Below are 16,700 nucleotides of genomic sequence, written 5' to 3' on the forward strand. Positions count from 1 at the left end.
AGCAGCGAGGGGCTCCGGGGATAGGCCTGGAGGGGGTCCGATGCCATGGATGGCATCGGTAGCGCCCAGGGAGGGGTTAACAGCGCCCCCGAACAGGCCCATCGCCGGATCAGCCCCGAGCGGGGGTCTCCGGCATCACCAAGTCCTGAGCCCTTCTCACGATGCCCCTCGCTCAGCCTGGAGGTCTTCCCCTGCCTCTCGGGTTCAACCCTGAACTTCAGAGGAGCCTGGCGTGGACGCCGTGACCGATCCCCACGACCTGCATGAACGCCTCCAGCCGCGCATCGAACCGCGCCCCCGAGACGAGGCGCTCTATGCCCGTGCCCGCGCGGAGGGGCTCACCGAGTTGCAGGCCCGGGTGCTGGCCGGGCGGCTTGCCGGCTATGAGGGCGAGCTGGCGCCGCTGGTCTCGCCGAGCCTGCGCCACCTGGCTCACCCCGAGAAGCTCGCGGATGCCCGCCGCGCGGCCGAGCGTATCGCCCAGGCGGTGGTCGACGGCGAGCACATCGGCATCCTCACCGACTACGACGTGGACGGCATCACCTCCCACGTGGTGATCCGGCGCACTCTGGTGGAGCTGTTCGGGGTGCCCGAAGCGAAGCTGCACAGCCTGATCGGGCATCGCATCCACGACGGCTACGGCATCAGCCTGCCGCTGGTGGAGCGCACGCTTTCGCTCTCGCCGCGGCCGAGCCTGGTGATCACCGCCGACTGCGGCAGCAGTGATGAGCCGCGCATCGCGCGGCTCAAGGCCGCCGGCGTCGAGGTGGTGGTCAGCGACCACCACGCCCTGCCGCTGGAGGGGCCGCCGGCCTCGGCCTATGCCACCGTGAACCCGACCCGCGAGGACTGCGACTACCCGGACCCGACCATCGCCGGCTGCATGGTGGCGTGGCTCGTGATGTCGCTGGCCCGTCGGGTGCTGGTCGAGTGGGGCGTGCTGGCGCCGGCCACCCCCAAGCTCTCGCCCTGGCTCTCCTACGTGGCGCTGGGCACCGTGGCCGACTGCGTGTCGCTGGGCGGCAGCGCGGCCAACCGCGCCGTGGTCCACCACGGCCTGACCCTGATCAACCGCATGGAGGCCGCCTGCTGGCGCGCCATGGCGGACCGGCTGGGGGCCGATAGCGTGCCCTTCGACGCCGAGACCCTGGCCTTCCAGATGGGCCCGCGGATCAACGCCCGCTCGCGGCTCGACGACCCCTACGCCGCGCTGCAATTCATGCTCGCCGCCGATGAGGCGGTGGCCCATCGCCACCTCGAGACCCTCGACCAGGACAACCAGTCCCGCAAGGCGATCGAGGCGGAGATGGCCCAGCAGGCCAAGACGCTGGCCCTGCCGGCGCTCGCCGCCGACGCGCCCGCCATCGTGATCTATCTGGAGGAGGGGCACCCAGGGGTGCAGGGCATCGTCGCCTCCCGGCTGGTGCAGGCCTTCGGCCGGCCGGCCCTGGTGCTGACGCCGGCGGCGGCGCCGGGCATGCTGACCGGTTCCGGGCGCTCCATCGAGGGGCTGCACCTGCGCGAAGCGCTGCAGCGCACCTTCGAGCTGGCGCCCGAGACGCTGCCACGCTTCGGCGGCCACCGTGGCGCCGCCGGGGTGGGGGTGCCGGCCGAGCGGCTGGACGCCTTCCGCGAGGCCTTCCTCATCGCCGTCGGCGAGCAGCTGGGCGACGCCGAGCTGCGCCCGCGCATCCTCACCGATGGCGAGCTCGCGCCCGACCAGCTTGGCCTCGCCACCCTGGACGAGCTCGAGCGGCTCGCGCCCTTCGGCCGCGAGTTCGATGCGCCGCTCTTCGAGGGCACGTTCCTGGTCGAGGCGCTGCGCCCGGTGGGCGCCGATGGCAGCCACCTGATGCTCGAACTCTCCGCCGGGACCACGAGCCTCAAGGCGATCTGGTTCCGCGCCCTCACGCCCGGCGAGGTGCCGGCCTTCGGCGTCGGCGCCACGCTGCACTGCGCCTTCAAGCTCAATCGCAACCGCTGGCGGGGGCGCGAGTCCCTGCAGCTGATGGTCGAGCACGCCGAGCCCCGCTAAGCAAGGAACGCCACATGGACCCTCAGGAACTGCCCACCGACCCCCATCGCCTCCACGAGGACGTGATGGCGATGCTGGTCGGCACGCTCTTCGTTGCGCTCGGCGTGAGTTTCTACACCCAGGCGATGCTGCTCACCGGCAGCACCGCGGGCCTGGCCTTCCTGTTGCAGTACGCCACCGGCTGGCGCTTCGGGGTCGGCTTCTTCCTGATCAACCTGCCGTTCTACTGGCTGGCGATCCGGCGTATGGGCTGGAGCTTCACCCTGCGCACCTTCGTGGCCATCGCCCTGGTCTCGGTGTTCTCGGAGCTCACTGCCGGCTGGGTGAGCTTCCAGTCGATCCAGCCCCTCTACGCCGCCCTGATGGGCGGCAGCCTGATCGGCATCGGCATGCTGGTGCTGTTTCGTCACCGCACCAGCCTCGGCGGCATCAACATCCTCTCGCTCTACCTGCAGGACCGCTACGGCTGGCGGGCCGGCTACGTGCAGCTGGGCATCGACGGCGGGATCATGCTGATCGCGCTGTCGATGCTGCCCCTGGAGCGGGTCGGGCTCTCGGTGCTGGGCGCCGTGGCGCTCAACCTGATCATCGCCCTGAACCACAAGCCGGGGCGCTACATGGGCGTCAGCTGACGAGCCGACGGCACGCCAGAGTCGGTGCATTAGTAGGTCGGCCAGACGCCGGGGGTGGCGAGCCCCAGCAGGTGGTCGTCGGGGGCTCGGCCGGATAGAAAGGCAGGCTCTCCCGCAGGAGCGTTCTCAGTAGGTCGGCCAGACCCCGGGGGTGGCCAGCTCCAGCAGGTGGTCGTCGGGGTCACGGAAGTAGAGGCTCTCGCCTCCGCGCGGCCAGTGGGTGCGCCCCTCGATCGGAATCTCGTGATGCGCCAGTTGCGCTTCCCAGTCGGCGAGTGACTCGGCGGCGATGGCGAAGGCCAGGTGCACCCGGCCGGCGCCGTCGTGGGGCGGGATGGTGCCCATGTCGTCGGGCAGCACCACGGTCTCCTGCGTCTCGCCGTGCCGGAACAGCAGCAGCACCGTGCTGGCCCCGGCATCGTAGGCGGTGAAACGGTGATCGGCGTTGAAGGGCGCAAGCCCCATCACCTCCTCGAAGAAGGCCCGGGCGCGGGCCATGTCCGCCACGTAGAGCGCGGTTTCCAGTACGCCGTCGAGTCTGGGCATGGTCATCTCCGTTCCCGATCTCTCCTTCAGTCTAGCAAGGGTCAATTCCGGCTCCCCCAGAACCACCAGGCGATCAGGGCGATCAGCGCCAGGCCCGCGAGATTGACGATCCAGCTCATCGTGCGTCCTCCTGTGTCGCATCGCTGTTCTGGGCCTCGCTCCGCGCCTCGGCGGCGGGGCGGAACAGGCGCAGCCGGTTGGCGTTGCTCACCACGGTGATCGAGGAGAGCGACATGGCGGCGCCGGCGATCATCGGCGAGAGCAGGGTGCCGGTGAAGGGGTAGAGCACCCCGGCGGCGATGGGGATGCCGAGCACGTTGTAGCCGAAGGCGCCCACCAGGTTCTGCTTGATGTTGGTGAGCGTCGCCCGGCTGATCTCGATGGCGGCGGCCACGCCGTGCAGCGAGCCGCGCACCAGGGTGATGCCAGCGCTCTCGATGGCCACGTCGGTGCCCTGGCCGATGGCGAAGCCGACATCGGCGCGGGCCAGTGCCGGGGCGTCGTTGATGCCGTCGCCGACCATGCCGACCACCTCGCCTTCACCCTGCAGCCGCTCGATCTCGTCGAGCTTGTCCTCGGGCAGCAGGCCGGCGCGGAAGTCGTCGATCCCGACCTCCCGGGCGATGGCGGCGGCGGTGTGCTCATTATCGCCGGTCAGCATCACCACCCTCAGGCCGTCGGCCTGCAGGCGCTTCACCGCCTCGCGGGTGTCGTGGCGCAGGGGATCGCTGATGCCGAAGACCGCGGTCAGCCGGCCGTCCACGGCGAGGTAGACCACGGTGCGCGCCTTCTCCTCGAGCCCGCCGGCGATCTCGCGGGCATCGTCCAGCACGACGCCGGCCTCCTCCAGCAGCCGGGCATTGCCCAGCAGCAGCGGCCGGTTGTCGGCGGTGCTCGCCGTGATGCCCCCACCGGTGACGGTGTCGAAGCCGGTGATCTCGCCGGGTTCGGCGCCTTGCGCCTCGGCGTGGGCCATCAGCGCCTCGGCCAGGGGGTGTTCTGAGCCACGCTCCAGGGCCGCGACCAGGCCCAGTACCGTCTGCTCGTCGCCGTCGAGGCCCGTGTCGGAAAAAACGTGGGCCTCGGTGACCCGGGGCTTGCCCTCGGTGAGGGTGCCGGTCTTGTCCACCACCAGGGTAGAGAGCCTGGTGGCGGTCTGCAGGGCGTCGCCATTGCGGACCAGCACGCCGTGCTCGGCGGCCTTGCCGACCCCGATCATGGTGGAGATCGGCGTGGCGAGACCCAGCGCACAGGGACAGGCGATGATCAGCACCGTGGTGGCGGTGACCAGCATGTGAATCACCCGCGGCTCGGCACCGACGTTGAACCAGGCGAGCGCGGTGAGGACGGCGATGATCATCACCGAAGGCACGAAGATGCTCGACACCTTGTCGGCCAGCTGGCCGATGGGCGGGCGGGAGTTCTGGGCGCTGGCCACCTGCTCGGTGATCTGGCCGAGGCGCGTGTTCGCCCCGACCCGGGTGGCCCGGTAGACCAGGCCGCCCTTGCCGTTGACGGTGCCGGCGCTGACCTCGTCGCCTTCGCCCTTGGCCACGGGCACCGGCTCGCCGGTCAGCATCGACTCGTCGATGTGGCTCGAGCCCTCGCTCACCTCGCCGTCCACCGGCAGGCGCTCGCCGGGGCGCACACGGATATGGTCGCCCTGGCGCACCTCGTCGATGTCGACCTCGCGCTCCTCGCCGTCGCGGATCACCCGCGCGGTGCGGCTCTGCAGGTCGAGCAGGCGCTTCAGGGCCTCGCTGGTGCGCCCGCGAGCGCGCAACTCCAGGGCGTTGCCCAGCAGCACCAGGCCGATGACCATCGCCGAGGCCTCGAAGTAGATGCCCCGGGCCACCTCCGGCAGCCAGGGGCCGGCGGCCACCACCGCCATGGAGTAGAGCCAGGCGGTGCCGGTGCCCATGGTGATCAGGGTGTCCATGTTGGCCTGGTGGTGGCGGAAGTTCTTCCAGGCGTTGACGAAGAAGTGGCGGCCCGGATAGGCCATCACGCCGAGGGTCAGCAGGCCGATCACCAGCCAGTAGAGGCGGCCGCCGCCCTCCGGCTGGGGGTGATAGACGAACATGCTGGCCATCAGCGGCACGGCGAGCGCCAGCGACAGCAGGCTGCCCCTGAGGCGCTGGCGATAGGTCTGCTCGTCCTTGCGTGCCCGGGCCGCCTCGGCCTCGCGCATGTCGACGATGGGCTCGGCACCGTAGCCCACGTCCTCCACGGCGTGGATCAGCGCATCCGGGTTGGCGCTGCCGCGCACCTGGGCGGTATGGGTGCCGAAGTTCACCTCCGCGCTGATCACCCCCGGGGTCTGCTCGATGGCCTGCTGGACGCTCTTCACGCAGCTGGCGCAGGTCATGCCGCTGATCGAGAAGCGCCGGGTCGTGGGTCGCTGCTCGGCACCTGGCTGGTGACTCGGCGCGTCGTCGGAGGCCGGGGAGTGGGGCGCCTCAGATTCGTTGGCTCCCAGTGCCTCGGCCTCGCCGGTGGCGTGCGAATCGGCGGTAGTCTCGTCTTCACCGTTATCCGGCGGGTAGCCGGCATCCTTCAGGGTCTCGTCCAGCTCGCTCGCCGCAAGCGCGGTGGTGACCTCGAGGCGCTGCTCGGCCGGGGTGCCGGCCACCTCGGCCTCGGGATCTCGTGACTGTATTGCCCTGCGCATCCGGCCGACGCAGCCCTGGCAGCTCATGCCGGGAACGCGGCGCTCATGATGCTGACGCTCGGCCGGCCCCCCGGCGGCCGGCGGGTAACCGGCCTCGATCAGCGCTTCATCCAGAGCGTCATCGGTCAGCCGGGTGGCGACCTCGAGGCGCTTCTCGGCGGGGGTGCCGGTGATCTCGGCCTCGGCGTCCCGGGCCTGGATGGCGCGGCGCATCGTGGCCACGCAGCCCTGGCAGTTCATGCCGGGTACCCGGCGCTCGAGGGTATGTCGGGCGTTCATCGCGTCTCCTCGTCGGCCTCCTGGCCGGCATTGAGCGGTTCGGGAAAGCTCTCGATCAGCCGGCACAGGCTGTGGCCGTCCGGCGTGCCGTCGGGCATCTCCTCCCAGGCCGCCAGGGCCTGCTCCATGCGCGCGGCCAGCGCCTCCAGCTCGGCGATGCGCTCGCGGATCTGGGGCAGTCGACTGGCCAGCAGGTCACGCACCATCGGACAGGGTGAGTCACCGTGGTCGGCATGCTCGAGGATGTCGCGGATCTCGGCCACGCCGAAGCCCAGGGTACGGGCGCGCTGAATGAAGCGCAGTCGCTCCAGATCCCGCTGATCGAACAGCTGATAGCCGTTCTCGGGATGGCGCTCGGGGGTCAGCAGCCCCTCGCGGGTGTAGTGGCGCACGGTCTCGGCGGTGACGCCGGCCTGACGAGCGATCTCGCTGACCTTCATCGAGGTTCTCCAGTGAATATCGTGGGGGAAGTGTAAAACCTTTGGGTTACCCATAGGTCAAGGATCAGCGGTACCCCTCAGGCCGTGGCGGGCGGCCAGATAGTAAGTTAATGAAAGATATAGAGTTAAAACGATCGTTCTACCAAAGTATTAGCAGATTTTGCTTTAAAACGACCGTTTGGGCTTGATCCCCGGCAGCAGATGCGCGAACACTGACGGCACGTGACCGCCCTGCGGCAAAACGACAACAACGATCCATCGGAAAAGGGATGCCTCGCCATATGCCCCATCACGTCAATCGGCTGACCATTGCCATCGCCCTCGCCTCCACGGCGCTGATCGCCGGCCAGGCGGCCGCCTCCGGCTTCCAGGTGCGTGAACAGAGCGCCAAGACCCTCGCCAATGCCCTGTCCAACGCCACCGCCGGTGCCGAGGACGTCAGCTTCATGGCCTACAACCCGGCCGCTATCGGCAACATCGACGGCAGCCAGGTCGCCGGCGGGGTGGCCTATATCGATGCCAGCTTCGAACTTCAGGATGCCGAGGCGACCAGCCTCGGGGGTGCCGATTATGATCTGGGTGGTTCACGCCAAGGTGGCGAGTCGGCCGTGGTGCCGAGCTTCGCTGCCAAGACGCAGCTCAACGAGCAGTTCGACCTGGGCCTGGCCATCTATGCGCCCTACGGCCTCTCCACCAAGTACGACGAGGACTGGATCGGCCGCTACCATGCCGTGGAGACCGAACTGAAGACCATCGATTTCCAGCCGACGCTTAACTATCGGGCCTCGGAGCGGCTCAACCTGGCCGTTGGCTTGAGGGCGCAGTATGCAGATGCGACGCTCTCCAATTCCTTGGACCTTGCCTCCCTCGGAGCAAGAACTGCACAGGAACAGGGGAATTTGGCCCAAGCCCAAGCGTTGAGTTCCCAGGCCGGGCGTGCTGATGGCTTTGCCGAGGTCACCGGCGACGACTGGGGCTACGGCTACACCCTGGGGGCGCTCTTCCAGGTCACCGACAAGACGCGCATCGGCGCGAGCTACCGTTCCGAGATCGACCTGACGCTGGATGGCGAGGTCGCTTACAGTTCGGACAATGCTACCGGCCAGCAGGTGCTTGAGGGCGCGCAGGCCCAGGGGCGCCTGCGGGATGGTGGTGGCACCGCCGATCTGACCACCCCGGCCAACTTGAACCTGGGCGTCTATCACCAGCTGACCGATCGGCTGGCGCTGATGGCCAACGCCGAGTGGACCGAGTGGAGCAGCTTCGACGAGCTGGTGGTCGAATTCGAGGACGGAACGAACAGCACCACCACGGAGAACTGGGACGACACCTGGGCTTTCTCGGTGGGCGCCAACTACGCCTTGAACCAGCAGTGGCTGCTGCGTGCCGGCCTGGGCATCGACGAGAGCCCGGTGCCGAGCGCCGAGTTCCGCACCCCTCGGGTGCCGGACGCCGATCGCCAGTGGGCGACCTTCGGCACTACCTGGATGCCCAGCCCCGAGCTCGGCATCACCGCCGGCTACATGCACGTCTTCGCCGATGATGGCGGCATCGATCAGCGCGCAGCTATCGGTAACGAGAACGAATCCAAGGGCAACCTCTCCGGTGACTACGAGGTGGAGGCGGACGTCTTCGCCCTCTCGGTGGACTACCGCTTCTGAGCGCTGCCTCTCCTGCATGACCCTTCTGGTATGACCCTTAAGCCCCCGGCCACTGGCCGGGGGCTTCGCGTTCGGGCAGGGCTCAGGCGGCCGCCTCCTCGAGGAAGGCCGCCCGCATCAGCTCCCGGGTGTAGGCCTCGCGGGGCGCCTGGAACAGCGCCTCGGTATCGCCCTGCTCGACCACCGCGCCGTCCTTCATCACCAGCACGTTGTCGGCCAGGGCCCGCACCACGGCGAGATCGTGGCTGATGAACAGGTAGGTGAGGCCGTGCCGCTCCTGCAGGTCGCGCAGCAGAGCGATCACCGTGGCCTGCACCGAGCGGTCCAGCGCCGAGGTGGGCTCGTCGAGCAGCAGGAACTCCGGCTTGAGCACCAGGGCGCGGGCGATGGCGATGCGCTGGCGCTGGCCGCCCGAGAACTCGTGGGGGTAGCGGTGGCGCATCGTCGGGTCGAGGGCGACATCGTCGAGCGCCTCCTGGACGCGGGCGTCCCGTTCGCGGCGACCGAGTTCCGGGGCGTGCACCCGCAGGCCCTCGCCGACGATCTCGCCCACCGTCATGCGCGGCGACAGCGAGCCGAACGGGTCCTGGAAGACCACCTGCATCCGCGAACGCAGCGGGCGCATGCCGCCGCTGTCCAGGCCCTCGAGGGCGGTGTCGCCGAAGCGGATCTCGCCTCGGCTCTCGAGCAGGCGCAGCAGGGCACGGCCCAGGGTCGACTTGCCGGAGCCGGATTCCCCGACGATGCCTACCGTCTGCCCCCGGCGGATCGCCAGATCGATGCCGCGCACCGCCTCGAAGTATTCGGCTGGCCGAAAGAGGTGCCTCTTGAGGGGGAAGCGCACCCGCACGTCCCGGGCCTCGAGCAGCAGCGGGGCGTCGGTCGGCACCGGCGCCTTGCGCCCGTGGGGCTCGGCGTCGATCAGCATGCGCGTATAGGCGTGCTGCGGTTCGGCAAAGAGGACGGCGGTCTCGCCGCTCTCCACCCGCTCGCCGCGGCGCATCACGCAGACCCGATCGGCGAAGTGGCGCACGATGCCCAGATCATGGGTGATGAAGAGTATCGCCATGCCGTAGCGGCGCTGCAGGTCCTTGAGCAGGGTCAGGATCTGCGCCTGGACGGTGACGTCCAGTGCCGTGGTCGGCTCGTCGGCGATCAAGAGCTTCGGCTCGCAGGCCAGCGCCATGGCGATCATCACCCGCTGGCGCTGGCCGCCGGAGAGCTCGTGGGGGTAGCTCGCCAGGCGCCGCTCGGGCTCGGGGAGACCCACCTGCTCGAGCAGGTCGAGGGCGCGCGCCCGGGCGGCACGGCCACGCAGCGCAGTGTGCTTGGCGAGCACCTCGATGATCTGGCGGCCCACTCGGTGCAGCGGGTTCAGCGAGGTCATGGGCTCCTGGAAGATCATCGAGATCTCGTTGCCGCGGATCTGGCGCAGGCGCTTGGGCGGCACCCGCAGCAGGTCCTCGTCGCCCGCCCCGCCGTGCCAGCGGATGGCGCCGGAGGGCCGGGCGAGCGCCGGCAGCAGGCCCAGGGCGGCGGTGGAGGAGACCGACTTGCCGGAGCCGGACTCGCCGACGAGTGCCAGGGTCTCGCCTTCGCGCACGGTGAAACTGAGGTCCTTGACGGCGGCGACGCTGCCGCCGGGCAGGTCGAAGTCGACCCGCAGGCGATCGGTCTCGAGCAGTGGCTGTGACATGGAGCCTCCTTGCGGGTCGTTAACGGGTCTTGGGGTCGAGGGCATCGCGCAGGCCGTCGCCCAGGAAGTTGAGGCACAACAGGGTCGTCGCCAGGAAGGCGGAGGGCACCAGCAGCATCCAGGGCGCCGTCTCCATCATGTCCTTGCCCTCGCTGATCAGCACGCCCCAGCTGGTCAGCGGCTCCTGCACGCCGAGCCCCAGGAAGGAGAGGAAGCTCTCCAGCAGGATCACCTTGGGCACGGTGAGGGTGACGTAGACGATCACCGGGCCGAGGGCGTTGGGGATCAGGTGGCGGGTGACGATGGTGTGGCGGCGAACGCCCAGCGCCTGGGCGGCCTCGACGAACTCTCGGCGCTTCAGCGCCAGCACCTGGCCCCGCACGATGCGCGACATGTCGAGCCACTCCACGGCGCCGATGGCGGCGTAGATCAGCAGGATGTTGCGGCCGAACACCACCATCAGCAGGATCACCAGGAACATGAAGGGCAGCGAGTACATGATGTCAACGAAGCGCATCATCAGGGTGTCGACGCGTCCGCCCAGGTAGCCGGCGACGGCGCCGTAGAGCACGCCGATCACCAGCGAGACGAAGGTCGCCACCAGCGCCACGGAGAGCGACACGCGCCCGCCGTGGAGCACCCGGGTGAGCAGGTCGCGGCCGTTGGCGTCGGTGCCGGCGTAGTGGCCGTCTTCGACGTTCGGGGCGGTGAGGAAGGCGTTCCAGTCTACTTCGTCCAGCGCCCAGGGCGTCAGCCAGGGGCCGGCGATGCAGGCCAGGGCGACCAGGGCCAGCAGCGCCAGGCTGGCGGTGGCGGCGCGATTCTGCCGGAGCCGGCGCCAGGCCTCTCGGGCCAGGCTGTCGCCGGCGATGTCGGGGGTCGAGAGAGCGGTATCAGTCGTCATAGCGGATCTGCGGGTCCAGGGCCGAGTAGAGCAGGTCGACGAGCAGGTTGAGGAGCACGATCAGCGCGCCGTAGAACACCACCGTGCCCATCACCAGGGTGTAGTCGCGGTTGAGGGCGGCCTGCACGAAGTAGCGGCCGATGCCCGGGATGCCGAAGATCTGCTCGATCACCACGGAGCCGGTGATGATGCCGGCGATAGCGGGGCCCAGGTAGGAGACCACCGGCAGCATCGCCGGGCGCAGGGCGTGTCGCAGGATCACCTCGGTCTCCGTCAGCCCCTTGGCGCGGGCGGTGCGGATGAAGTGGCTGCCGAGGATCTCGATCATGCTGGCGCGCATCATGCGTGCGATGTAGGCGATCTGCTGGATCGACAGCGCCACCACCGGCAGCACCAGGTTGGGCCAGGCGCCGTCGTTCCAGCCGCCCACCGGAAGCCAGCCGAGGAAGACGCCGAACACCAGCGCGAGCAGCGGGGCGATCACGAAATTGGGGACCGCCACGCCGGCAAGGGCGGTCCCCATCACCAGGTAGTCGACGGTGGAGTTGCGCTTGAGCGCGGCGATCACCCCCAGCGGCAGGCCGATCAGCAGCGCCAGGCCGATGGCCCAAAGGCCGAGCTCGAGGCTCACCGGAAAGCCCTGGGTGACCAGCTCGGTGACGGTGAAGTCCTTGTACTTGAAGGAGGGGCCGAGATCGCCCTGCAGCAGGTTACCCATGTAGATCAGGTACTGCTGCCATACCGGCTCGTCCAGGTGATAGGTGGCCAGCAGGTTGGCCTCGATCTCCGGCGGGAGCTGGCGCTCGCCGTCGAAGGGGCCGCCCGGGGCCAGGTGCATCAGGAAGAACGACAGGGTGATGACGATCCACAGCGTCGGAATCGCCTGCAGCAGGCGAGTCAGGGTATAGCGGAGCATGACGGGGCCTCGCTTCCCGGGACTCATGCCCCGGGAAAGGTCGCAACGGTGGGGAGGGGCGGGTCAGTCCTCGATGTCGATCCAGCGCGAGCGGTGGATGTCCTCGATGTTGGTCTGCCAGCCGCTCAGCGCGGGACTCACCAGGTTGCGCGAGACGTAGTAGTAGAGGGGCAGGGTGGCGTTGTCGGCCAGCGCCAGCGCCTCGGCCTCGGCCATCAGCTCGGCGCGGGCGTCGGTGTCCTGGGTCTCGGCGGCCCGGTCCATCAGGGCGTCGAACGCGTCGTTCTGGTAGGCGCCGTAGTTGTTGGCGACGCCGCCCTCCAGCAGGCTCAGGAAGTTCTGGGCGTCGTTGTAGTCGCCGATCCAGCCGGCCCGGGCCACGTCGAAGTCGCCCTGGCGGATGTCGGCATAGTGGACCGCCACCTCGGCGTTGTAGAGCTCCACCTCGACGCCCAGCGGCTTCCACATGGCGGCCAGGGCGATGGCGACCTTGCGATGGTCCTCGCTGGTGTTGTAGCGAAGCTGTAGCTCGAGCGGGTTGTCCGGGCCGTAGCCGGCCTCTGCCATCAGCGCGCGGGCGCGGGTGAGGCGCTCCTCCTGGCTCAACTCGGCGAAGTCGAGCTCCGCCCCCTCGTAATGGGCCACGTTGGGCGGCACGAAGCCGTAGGCGGGCTGCTCGCCGGTGCCCAGTATCTGGTCGGTGATCACCTCGCGGCGCGCCGCCAGACTCAGCGCCTCGCGCACCCGCGGGTCGGCGGTGGCGCGGCCGTCCCGGGTATTGAAGGCGTAGTAGTAGATGCCGAGGTAGGGGGCCACCTGCACGGCCTCCGGCAGGTTCTCCTGGAGCCAGGCGTACTGCTGGGTCGGGAATTCCCGGGCGATGTCGATCTCGCCGGCGCGGAAGCGGTTCAGGGCGGTGTTGCGCTCCTCGATGGGGAAGTAGATCACCTCGTCCAGGGCGACGTTCTCGGCGTCGTGGAAGTGCGGATTGCGCGTGGCCTCGATGCGGGTCTGGGACTGCCATTCCTGCAGGGCGAAGGCGCCGTTGGAGACCATGTGCTCGGGGCTGGACCAGTCGTCGCCGTGCTCCTCTACCGCGTGCCGGGGCACCGGGTAGGCGGTGTAGTGGGCCAACTGGTCGAGGAAGTAGGGGGTGGAGCGCTCCAGGGTGATACGCAGGGTGTGCGGGTCGAGCGCCTCGATGCCCAGCGCGCTCGGCTCGGCCTCGCCGCCGTAGACCGCCTCGGCATTCTTCACCGGATAGAGCAGGTAGGCGTAGCTGGCGGCGGTGGCGGGATCGAGGATGCGGCGGAAGGCGAAGACGAAGTCATCGGCGGTCACCGGGGTGCCGTCCGACCAGGCGGCATCCTCGCGCAGCGTGAAGGTGTAGGTGGTGCCGTCCTCGGCGATCTCCCAGGACTCGGCGACGCCGGGAATGCGTGCGCCATCGGCGGCCTCGGTGACCAGCCCCTCGAAGAGGTCGCCGACCACGTCGTTCTCCCAGGTGCCGCTGATCTTGTGCGGATCCAGGGAGGCGGGCTCGCCCATGATGGCGAGGCGCAGGGTCTCGGCGCTGGCGGGCAGGGCGAGGCAGGTGGCGGCCAGCAGCAGAGAGCCGGCGGCGAGGCGGGGCGTGATCATGATGCACTCCGTTGCTTGTGATTGTGTGGAGTTCCGGCCGTTTGGGCCATGGCCTCACCATGTCCAAGCCGGCGGTCGCGGTCTATTCGAAATTGCGCATGATCTCATCCATGAATTCGATACCGCCTCGTGTCGAGGGCCCGGGAGGATGGTCGCTGCGGCCCGGTTTCGCTACAATAGCCCCCTTTTCCGCGCCGCCGTGGCGGCCGTCTTTCCACTGCAGATTCAGGCGAGCGAGCCCATGCTGGAAACCAATGCCATCCACAACCTCATCAAGGACCTGTCTGAGCGGACAGACGTCCTGAGGGGGTATCTTTGACTATGCCGAGAAGAAGGATCGGCTAGAGGAAGTCACCCGCGAGCTCGAGGACCCCAACGTCTGGAGCGACCCCGACTACGCCCAGAAGCTCGGCAAGGAGCGGGCGACGCTGGAGACCATCGTCGCCACCATCGACGAACTCGACCAGGGCCTGGGCGATAGCCGGGACCTGCTGGAGCTGGCCGAGATGGAGGAGGACGAGGGCACCGTCGCCGAGGTCCAGAAGGAGCTTGACGGCCTGCAGGCGAGCCTCGCCAAGCTCGAGTTCCGGCGCATGTTCTCCGGCGAGATGGACGAGAACAACGCCTACCTCGACATCCAGGCGGGCTCCGGCGGCACCGAGGCCCAGGACTGGGCCAATATCCTGCTGCGCATGTACCTGCGCTGGGCCGAGCATCACGGCTTCAAGGCGGAGATCATCGAGGTCTCGGCCGGCGACGTGGCGGGCATCAAGTCGGCCTCGGTGCATATCCAGGGCGATTACGCCTTCGGCTGGCTGCGCACCGAGACCGGGGTGCACCGCCTGGTGCGCAAGAGTCCCTTCGACTCCGGCGGTCGCCGCCACACCTCGTTCGCCTCGGTGTTCCTCTCCCCGGAGGTGGACGACAGCTTCGAGGTCGAGATCAATCCCTCGGACCTGCGCACCGACACCTACCGCTCCAGCGGCGCCGGCGGTCAGCACGTCAACACCACCGACTCCGCCGTGCGCATCACCCACGAGCCCACCGGCATCGTGGTGGCCTGCCAGAGCCAGCGCAGCCAGCACGCCAACCGCGACTTCGCCATGAAGCAGCTCAAGGCGAAGCTGTGGGAACACGAGATGCAGAAGCGCAATGCGGCCAAGCAGGAGGCCGAGGACTCCAAGGCCGACATCGGCTGGGGCAGCCAGATCCGCTCCTACGTGCTGGACGACCAGCGCATCAAGGACCTGCGCACCGGCGTGCAGTCGAGCAGCTGCGACAAGGTGCTGGACGGCGATCTGGATCAGTTCATCGAAGCCAGCCTGAAACAGGGGCTCTGAGCCCTTGCCCTGCCGCGCACCGGGCGATGCTCGTGCGGTGCGCGGTGCGACGACCACTCTTTTTCACCGTAGCGGCCTCTGGTGAGGCCGCGACGCCACAGGTAGCGACATGGCCCACCCGGACTCCCCGCAGAACGACGAGAACCGCCTGATCGCCGAGCGCCGTGCCAAGCTGGCCGCGCGCCGCGCACTGGCCGCCGACACCGGCGCGAGCGCCTTCCCCAACGATTTCCGCCGCGACAGCCTGGCGGCCGAGCTCGACGCCGAGCTCGGCGACCAGGACAAGGCCGAGCTGGAGACCCTGGGTCGCCAGGCCGCCGTGGCCGGGCGCATCATGCGCAAGCGCGGGCCCTTCCTGGTCATCCAGGACCCCTCCGGCACGATCCAGCTCTACGTCGACAAGAAGGGGCTGCCGGCCGAGGTGCTCGAGGACGTCAAGGGCTGGGACATCGGCGACATCGTGGCCGCCCGCGGTCCGGTGCACAAGTCGGGCAAGGGCGATCTCTACGTGATGATGGTCGAGGCCAAGCTGCTCACCAAGAGCCTGCGCCCGCTGCCCGACAAGTTCCACGGCCTGACCGACCTGGAGGCGCGCTATCGCCAGCGCTACGTCGACCTGATCGTGAACCCCGATTCGCGCCGGGTCTTCGAGGCCCGCGCCGGGGTGATCAGCGCCATGCGCCGCTTCTTCGAGGATCGTGGCTTCATGGAGGTCGAGACGCCGATGCTGCAGCCGATCCCCGGCGGCGCCACGGCCCGGCCCTTCGTCACCCACCACAACGCGCTGGACATCGACATGTACCTGCGCATCGCCCCGGAGCTCTACCTCAAGCGCCTGGTGGTGGGGGGCTTCGAGAAGGTCTTCGAGATCAACCGCAACTTCCGCAACGAGGGGCTGTCGACCCGGCACAACCCCGAGTTCACGATGATCGAGTTCTACCAGGCCCATGCCAATCATCATGACCTGATGGACCTCACCGAGGAGATGCTGCGCAGCGTGGCCCGGAAGGTGCTGGGGACCACCACGGTGGTCAACACCGTGCGCAACGCCGAGGGCGAGGTGCTGGAGACCTTCGAGTACGACTTCGGCCAGCCGCTGCGCCGCATCACCGTGTTCGACGCCATCCTCGAGTTCAATCCGGACATCCACGCCGAGGCCCTGGCCGACGAGGCGGCCGCCCGCCAGATCGCCGAGCGCCTGGACATCGACGTCAAGGACGGCTGGGGGCTGGGCAAGATCCAGATCGAGATCTTCGAGAAGACCGTCGAGCACCGCCTCCAGCAGCCGACCTTCATCACCGAGTACCCCACCGAGGTGAGCCCGCTGGCGCGCCGCAAGGACAGCGACCCCTTCGTCACCGAGCGCTTCGAGTTCTTCGTCGGCGGCCGCGAAATCGCCAACGGCTTCTCGGAGCTCAACGACGCCGAGGACCAGGCCGAGCGCTTCGCCGCCCAGGCCGCGGAGAAGGAGGCCGGCGACCTGGAGGCGATGTACTACGACGCCGACTACGTGCGCGCCCTGGAAATCGGCCTGCCGCCGACCGCCGGCGAGGGCATCGGCATCGATCGGCTGGTGATGCTGTTCACCGACAGCGCCTCGATCCGCGACGTCCTGCTGTTCCCCGCCATGCGTCCGGAAGTCGATTAACGGGCGAGGCGTTGAGTTGAACGGGGACGGAGGTAGGTCGAAGAGGAGGTCCTACGCCAGGGGTGAGAAGCATGGCTTCGAACGGGCTGGCCATGGATGGCCAGCACCGGCCCTGCAAGCGGAGCAGGACGCGAGAGCGACGCAGGGCGTCGGTAGCGCCCAGGGAAGGGTTTGCAGCGCCTCCTCGTAGACCTGCCTCCGGACCAGCCTGGCTCGAGTAGGTCGCTGACCGGAAGTGTTGGTAAGGGGCGCCCCAAGCGCCCATAATGACCGTCGTTTCGACGTCGAGGA

12 protein-coding genes are annotated in these 16,700 nt (G+C 68.8%); 5 read left to right on the forward strand and 7 right to left on the reverse strand.

Annotated elements, in window-relative coordinates; translation table 11 throughout:
* Window positions 1-241: 241 nt before the first annotated feature.
* Window positions 242-2,035, forward strand: coding sequence for a single-stranded-DNA-specific exonuclease RecJ (locus tag ACGTNG_RS09375; protein WP_394577254.1), 1,794 nt, complete (start codon window positions 242-244; stop codon window positions 2,033-2,035).
* 14 nt (window positions 2,036-2,049) lie between these two features.
* The gene (locus tag ACGTNG_RS09380; RefSeq protein WP_394576760.1) at window positions 2,050-2,667 is read left to right on the forward strand and encodes a YitT family protein; all 618 of its coding nucleotides are present in this window, start codon (window positions 2,050-2,052) and stop codon (window positions 2,665-2,667) included.
* Window positions 2,668-2,793: 126 nt separating this feature from the next.
* On the opposite strand, the gene ACGTNG_RS09385 is transcribed toward ACGTNG_RS09380, so the two are convergent.
* From ACGTNG_RS09385 to ACGTNG_RS09395, 3 genes are all read right to left on the reverse strand, one after another.
* Entirely contained in the window at window positions 2,794-3,213 is a 420-nt protein-coding gene (locus tag ACGTNG_RS09385) for a VOC family protein (protein WP_394576761.1), read from the reverse strand.
* 115 nt (window positions 3,214-3,328) lie between these two features.
* Window positions 3,329-5,911 carry a heavy metal translocating P-type ATPase gene (locus ACGTNG_RS09390; protein ID WP_394577256.1) on the reverse strand — a complete coding sequence of 861 codons (2,583 nt, stop codon included), beginning with the start codon at window positions 5,909-5,911 and terminating at the stop codon, window positions 3,329-3,331.
* A gap of 248 nt (window positions 5,912-6,159) precedes the next feature.
* A complete protein-coding gene (locus ACGTNG_RS09395) occupies window positions 6,160-6,603 on the reverse strand; it encodes a MerR family transcriptional regulator (protein ID WP_394576762.1) in 444 nt (147 codons plus the stop codon).
* A 269-nt stretch (window positions 6,604-6,872) separates the two neighbouring features.
* Here ACGTNG_RS09395 and ACGTNG_RS09400 point away from each other — a divergent pair, with 269 nt between their 5' ends.
* The gene (locus ACGTNG_RS09400; RefSeq protein ID WP_394576763.1) at window positions 6,873-8,264 is read left to right on the forward strand and encodes an OmpP1/FadL family transporter; all 1,392 of its coding nucleotides are present in this window, start codon (window positions 6,873-6,875) and stop codon (window positions 8,262-8,264) included.
* 82 nt (window positions 8,265-8,346) lie between these two features.
* On the opposite strand, the gene ACGTNG_RS09405 is transcribed toward ACGTNG_RS09400, so the two are convergent.
* The 4 genes from ACGTNG_RS09405 to ACGTNG_RS09420 all read right to left on the reverse strand — a co-directional run bounded on the left by ACGTNG_RS09405 (window position 8,347) and on the right by ACGTNG_RS09420 (window position 13,421).
* Window positions 8,347-9,960 carry an ABC transporter ATP-binding protein gene (locus ACGTNG_RS09405; protein ID WP_394576764.1) on the reverse strand — a complete coding sequence of 538 codons (1,614 nt, stop codon included), beginning with the start codon at window positions 9,958-9,960 and terminating at the stop codon, window positions 8,347-8,349.
* Window positions 9,961-9,979: 19 nt separating this feature from the next.
* A complete protein-coding gene (locus tag ACGTNG_RS09410) occupies window positions 9,980-10,864 on the reverse strand; it encodes an ABC transporter permease subunit (RefSeq protein ID WP_394576765.1) in 885 nt (294 codons plus the stop codon).
* Entirely contained in the window at window positions 10,854-11,780 is a 927-nt protein-coding gene (gene oppB, locus ACGTNG_RS09415; protein WP_394576766.1) for an oligopeptide ABC transporter permease OppB, read from the reverse strand. Before oppB ends, ACGTNG_RS09410 begins: the two co-directional genes overlap by 11 nt.
* A gap of 63 nt (window positions 11,781-11,843) precedes the next feature.
* A complete protein-coding gene (locus ACGTNG_RS09420) occupies window positions 11,844-13,421 on the reverse strand; it encodes a peptide ABC transporter substrate-binding protein (RefSeq protein WP_394576767.1) in 1,578 nt (525 codons plus the stop codon).
* 244 nt (window positions 13,422-13,665) lie between these two features.
* Here ACGTNG_RS09420 and prfB point away from each other — a divergent pair.
* Window positions 13,666-14,761, forward strand: a protein-coding gene (gene prfB / locus ACGTNG_RS09425; protein WP_394577257.1) for a peptide chain release factor 2 whose coding sequence is annotated in 2 segments (ribosomal slippage) — window positions 13,666-13,737 and window positions 13,739-14,761 — 1,095 coding nt in all. Because the reading frame shifts where the segments join, the coding sequence is not laid out codon by codon here.
* Window positions 14,762-14,870: 109 nt separating this feature from the next.
* The gene (lysS, locus tag ACGTNG_RS09430; RefSeq protein WP_394576768.1) at window positions 14,871-16,409 is read left to right on the forward strand and encodes a lysine--tRNA ligase; all 1,539 of its coding nucleotides are present in this window, start codon (window positions 14,871-14,873) and stop codon (window positions 16,407-16,409) included.
* Window positions 16,410-16,700 lie beyond the last annotated feature (291 nt).

It is taken from the genome of Halomonas sp. B23F22_3, from assembly GCF_043496965.1.
Classification (GTDB): domain Bacteria; phylum Pseudomonadota; class Gammaproteobacteria; order Pseudomonadales; family Halomonadaceae; genus Halomonas.

Excerpts from the sequence above, each read along its gene's own strand:
- ACGTNG_RS09380 (WP_394576760.1), top strand. The coding sequence starts at position 2,050 with ATGGACCCTCAGGAACTGCCCACCGACCCCCATCGCCTCCACGAGGAC.
- ACGTNG_RS09385 (WP_394576761.1), bottom strand. The coding sequence starts at position 3,213 with ATGCCCAGACTCGACGGCGTACTGGAAACCGCGCTCTACGTGGCGGAC.
- ACGTNG_RS09390 (WP_394577256.1), bottom strand. The coding sequence starts at position 5,911 with ATGAGCTGCCAGGGCTGCGTCGGCCGGATGCGCAGGGCAATACAGTCA.
- ACGTNG_RS09395 (WP_394576762.1), bottom strand. The coding sequence starts at position 6,603 with ATGAAGGTCAGCGAGATCGCTCGTCAGGCCGGCGTCACCGCCGAGACC.
- ACGTNG_RS09400 (WP_394576763.1), top strand. The coding sequence starts at position 6,873 with ATGCCTCGCCATATGCCCCATCACGTCAATCGGCTGACCATTGCCATC.
- ACGTNG_RS09405 (WP_394576764.1), bottom strand. The coding sequence starts at position 9,960 with ATGTCACAGCCACTGCTCGAGACCGATCGCCTGCGGGTCGACTTCGAC.
- ACGTNG_RS09410 (WP_394576765.1), bottom strand. The coding sequence starts at position 10,864 with ATGACGACTGATACCGCTCTCTCGACCCCCGACATCGCCGGCGACAGC.
- oppB (WP_394576766.1), bottom strand. The coding sequence starts at position 11,780 with ATGCTCCGCTATACCCTGACTCGCCTGCTGCAGGCGATTCCGACGCTG.
- ACGTNG_RS09420 (WP_394576767.1), bottom strand. The coding sequence starts at position 13,421 with ATGATCACGCCCCGCCTCGCCGCCGGCTCTCTGCTGCTGGCCGCCACC.
- lysS (WP_394576768.1), top strand. The coding sequence starts at position 14,871 with ATGGCCCACCCGGACTCCCCGCAGAACGACGAGAACCGCCTGATCGCC.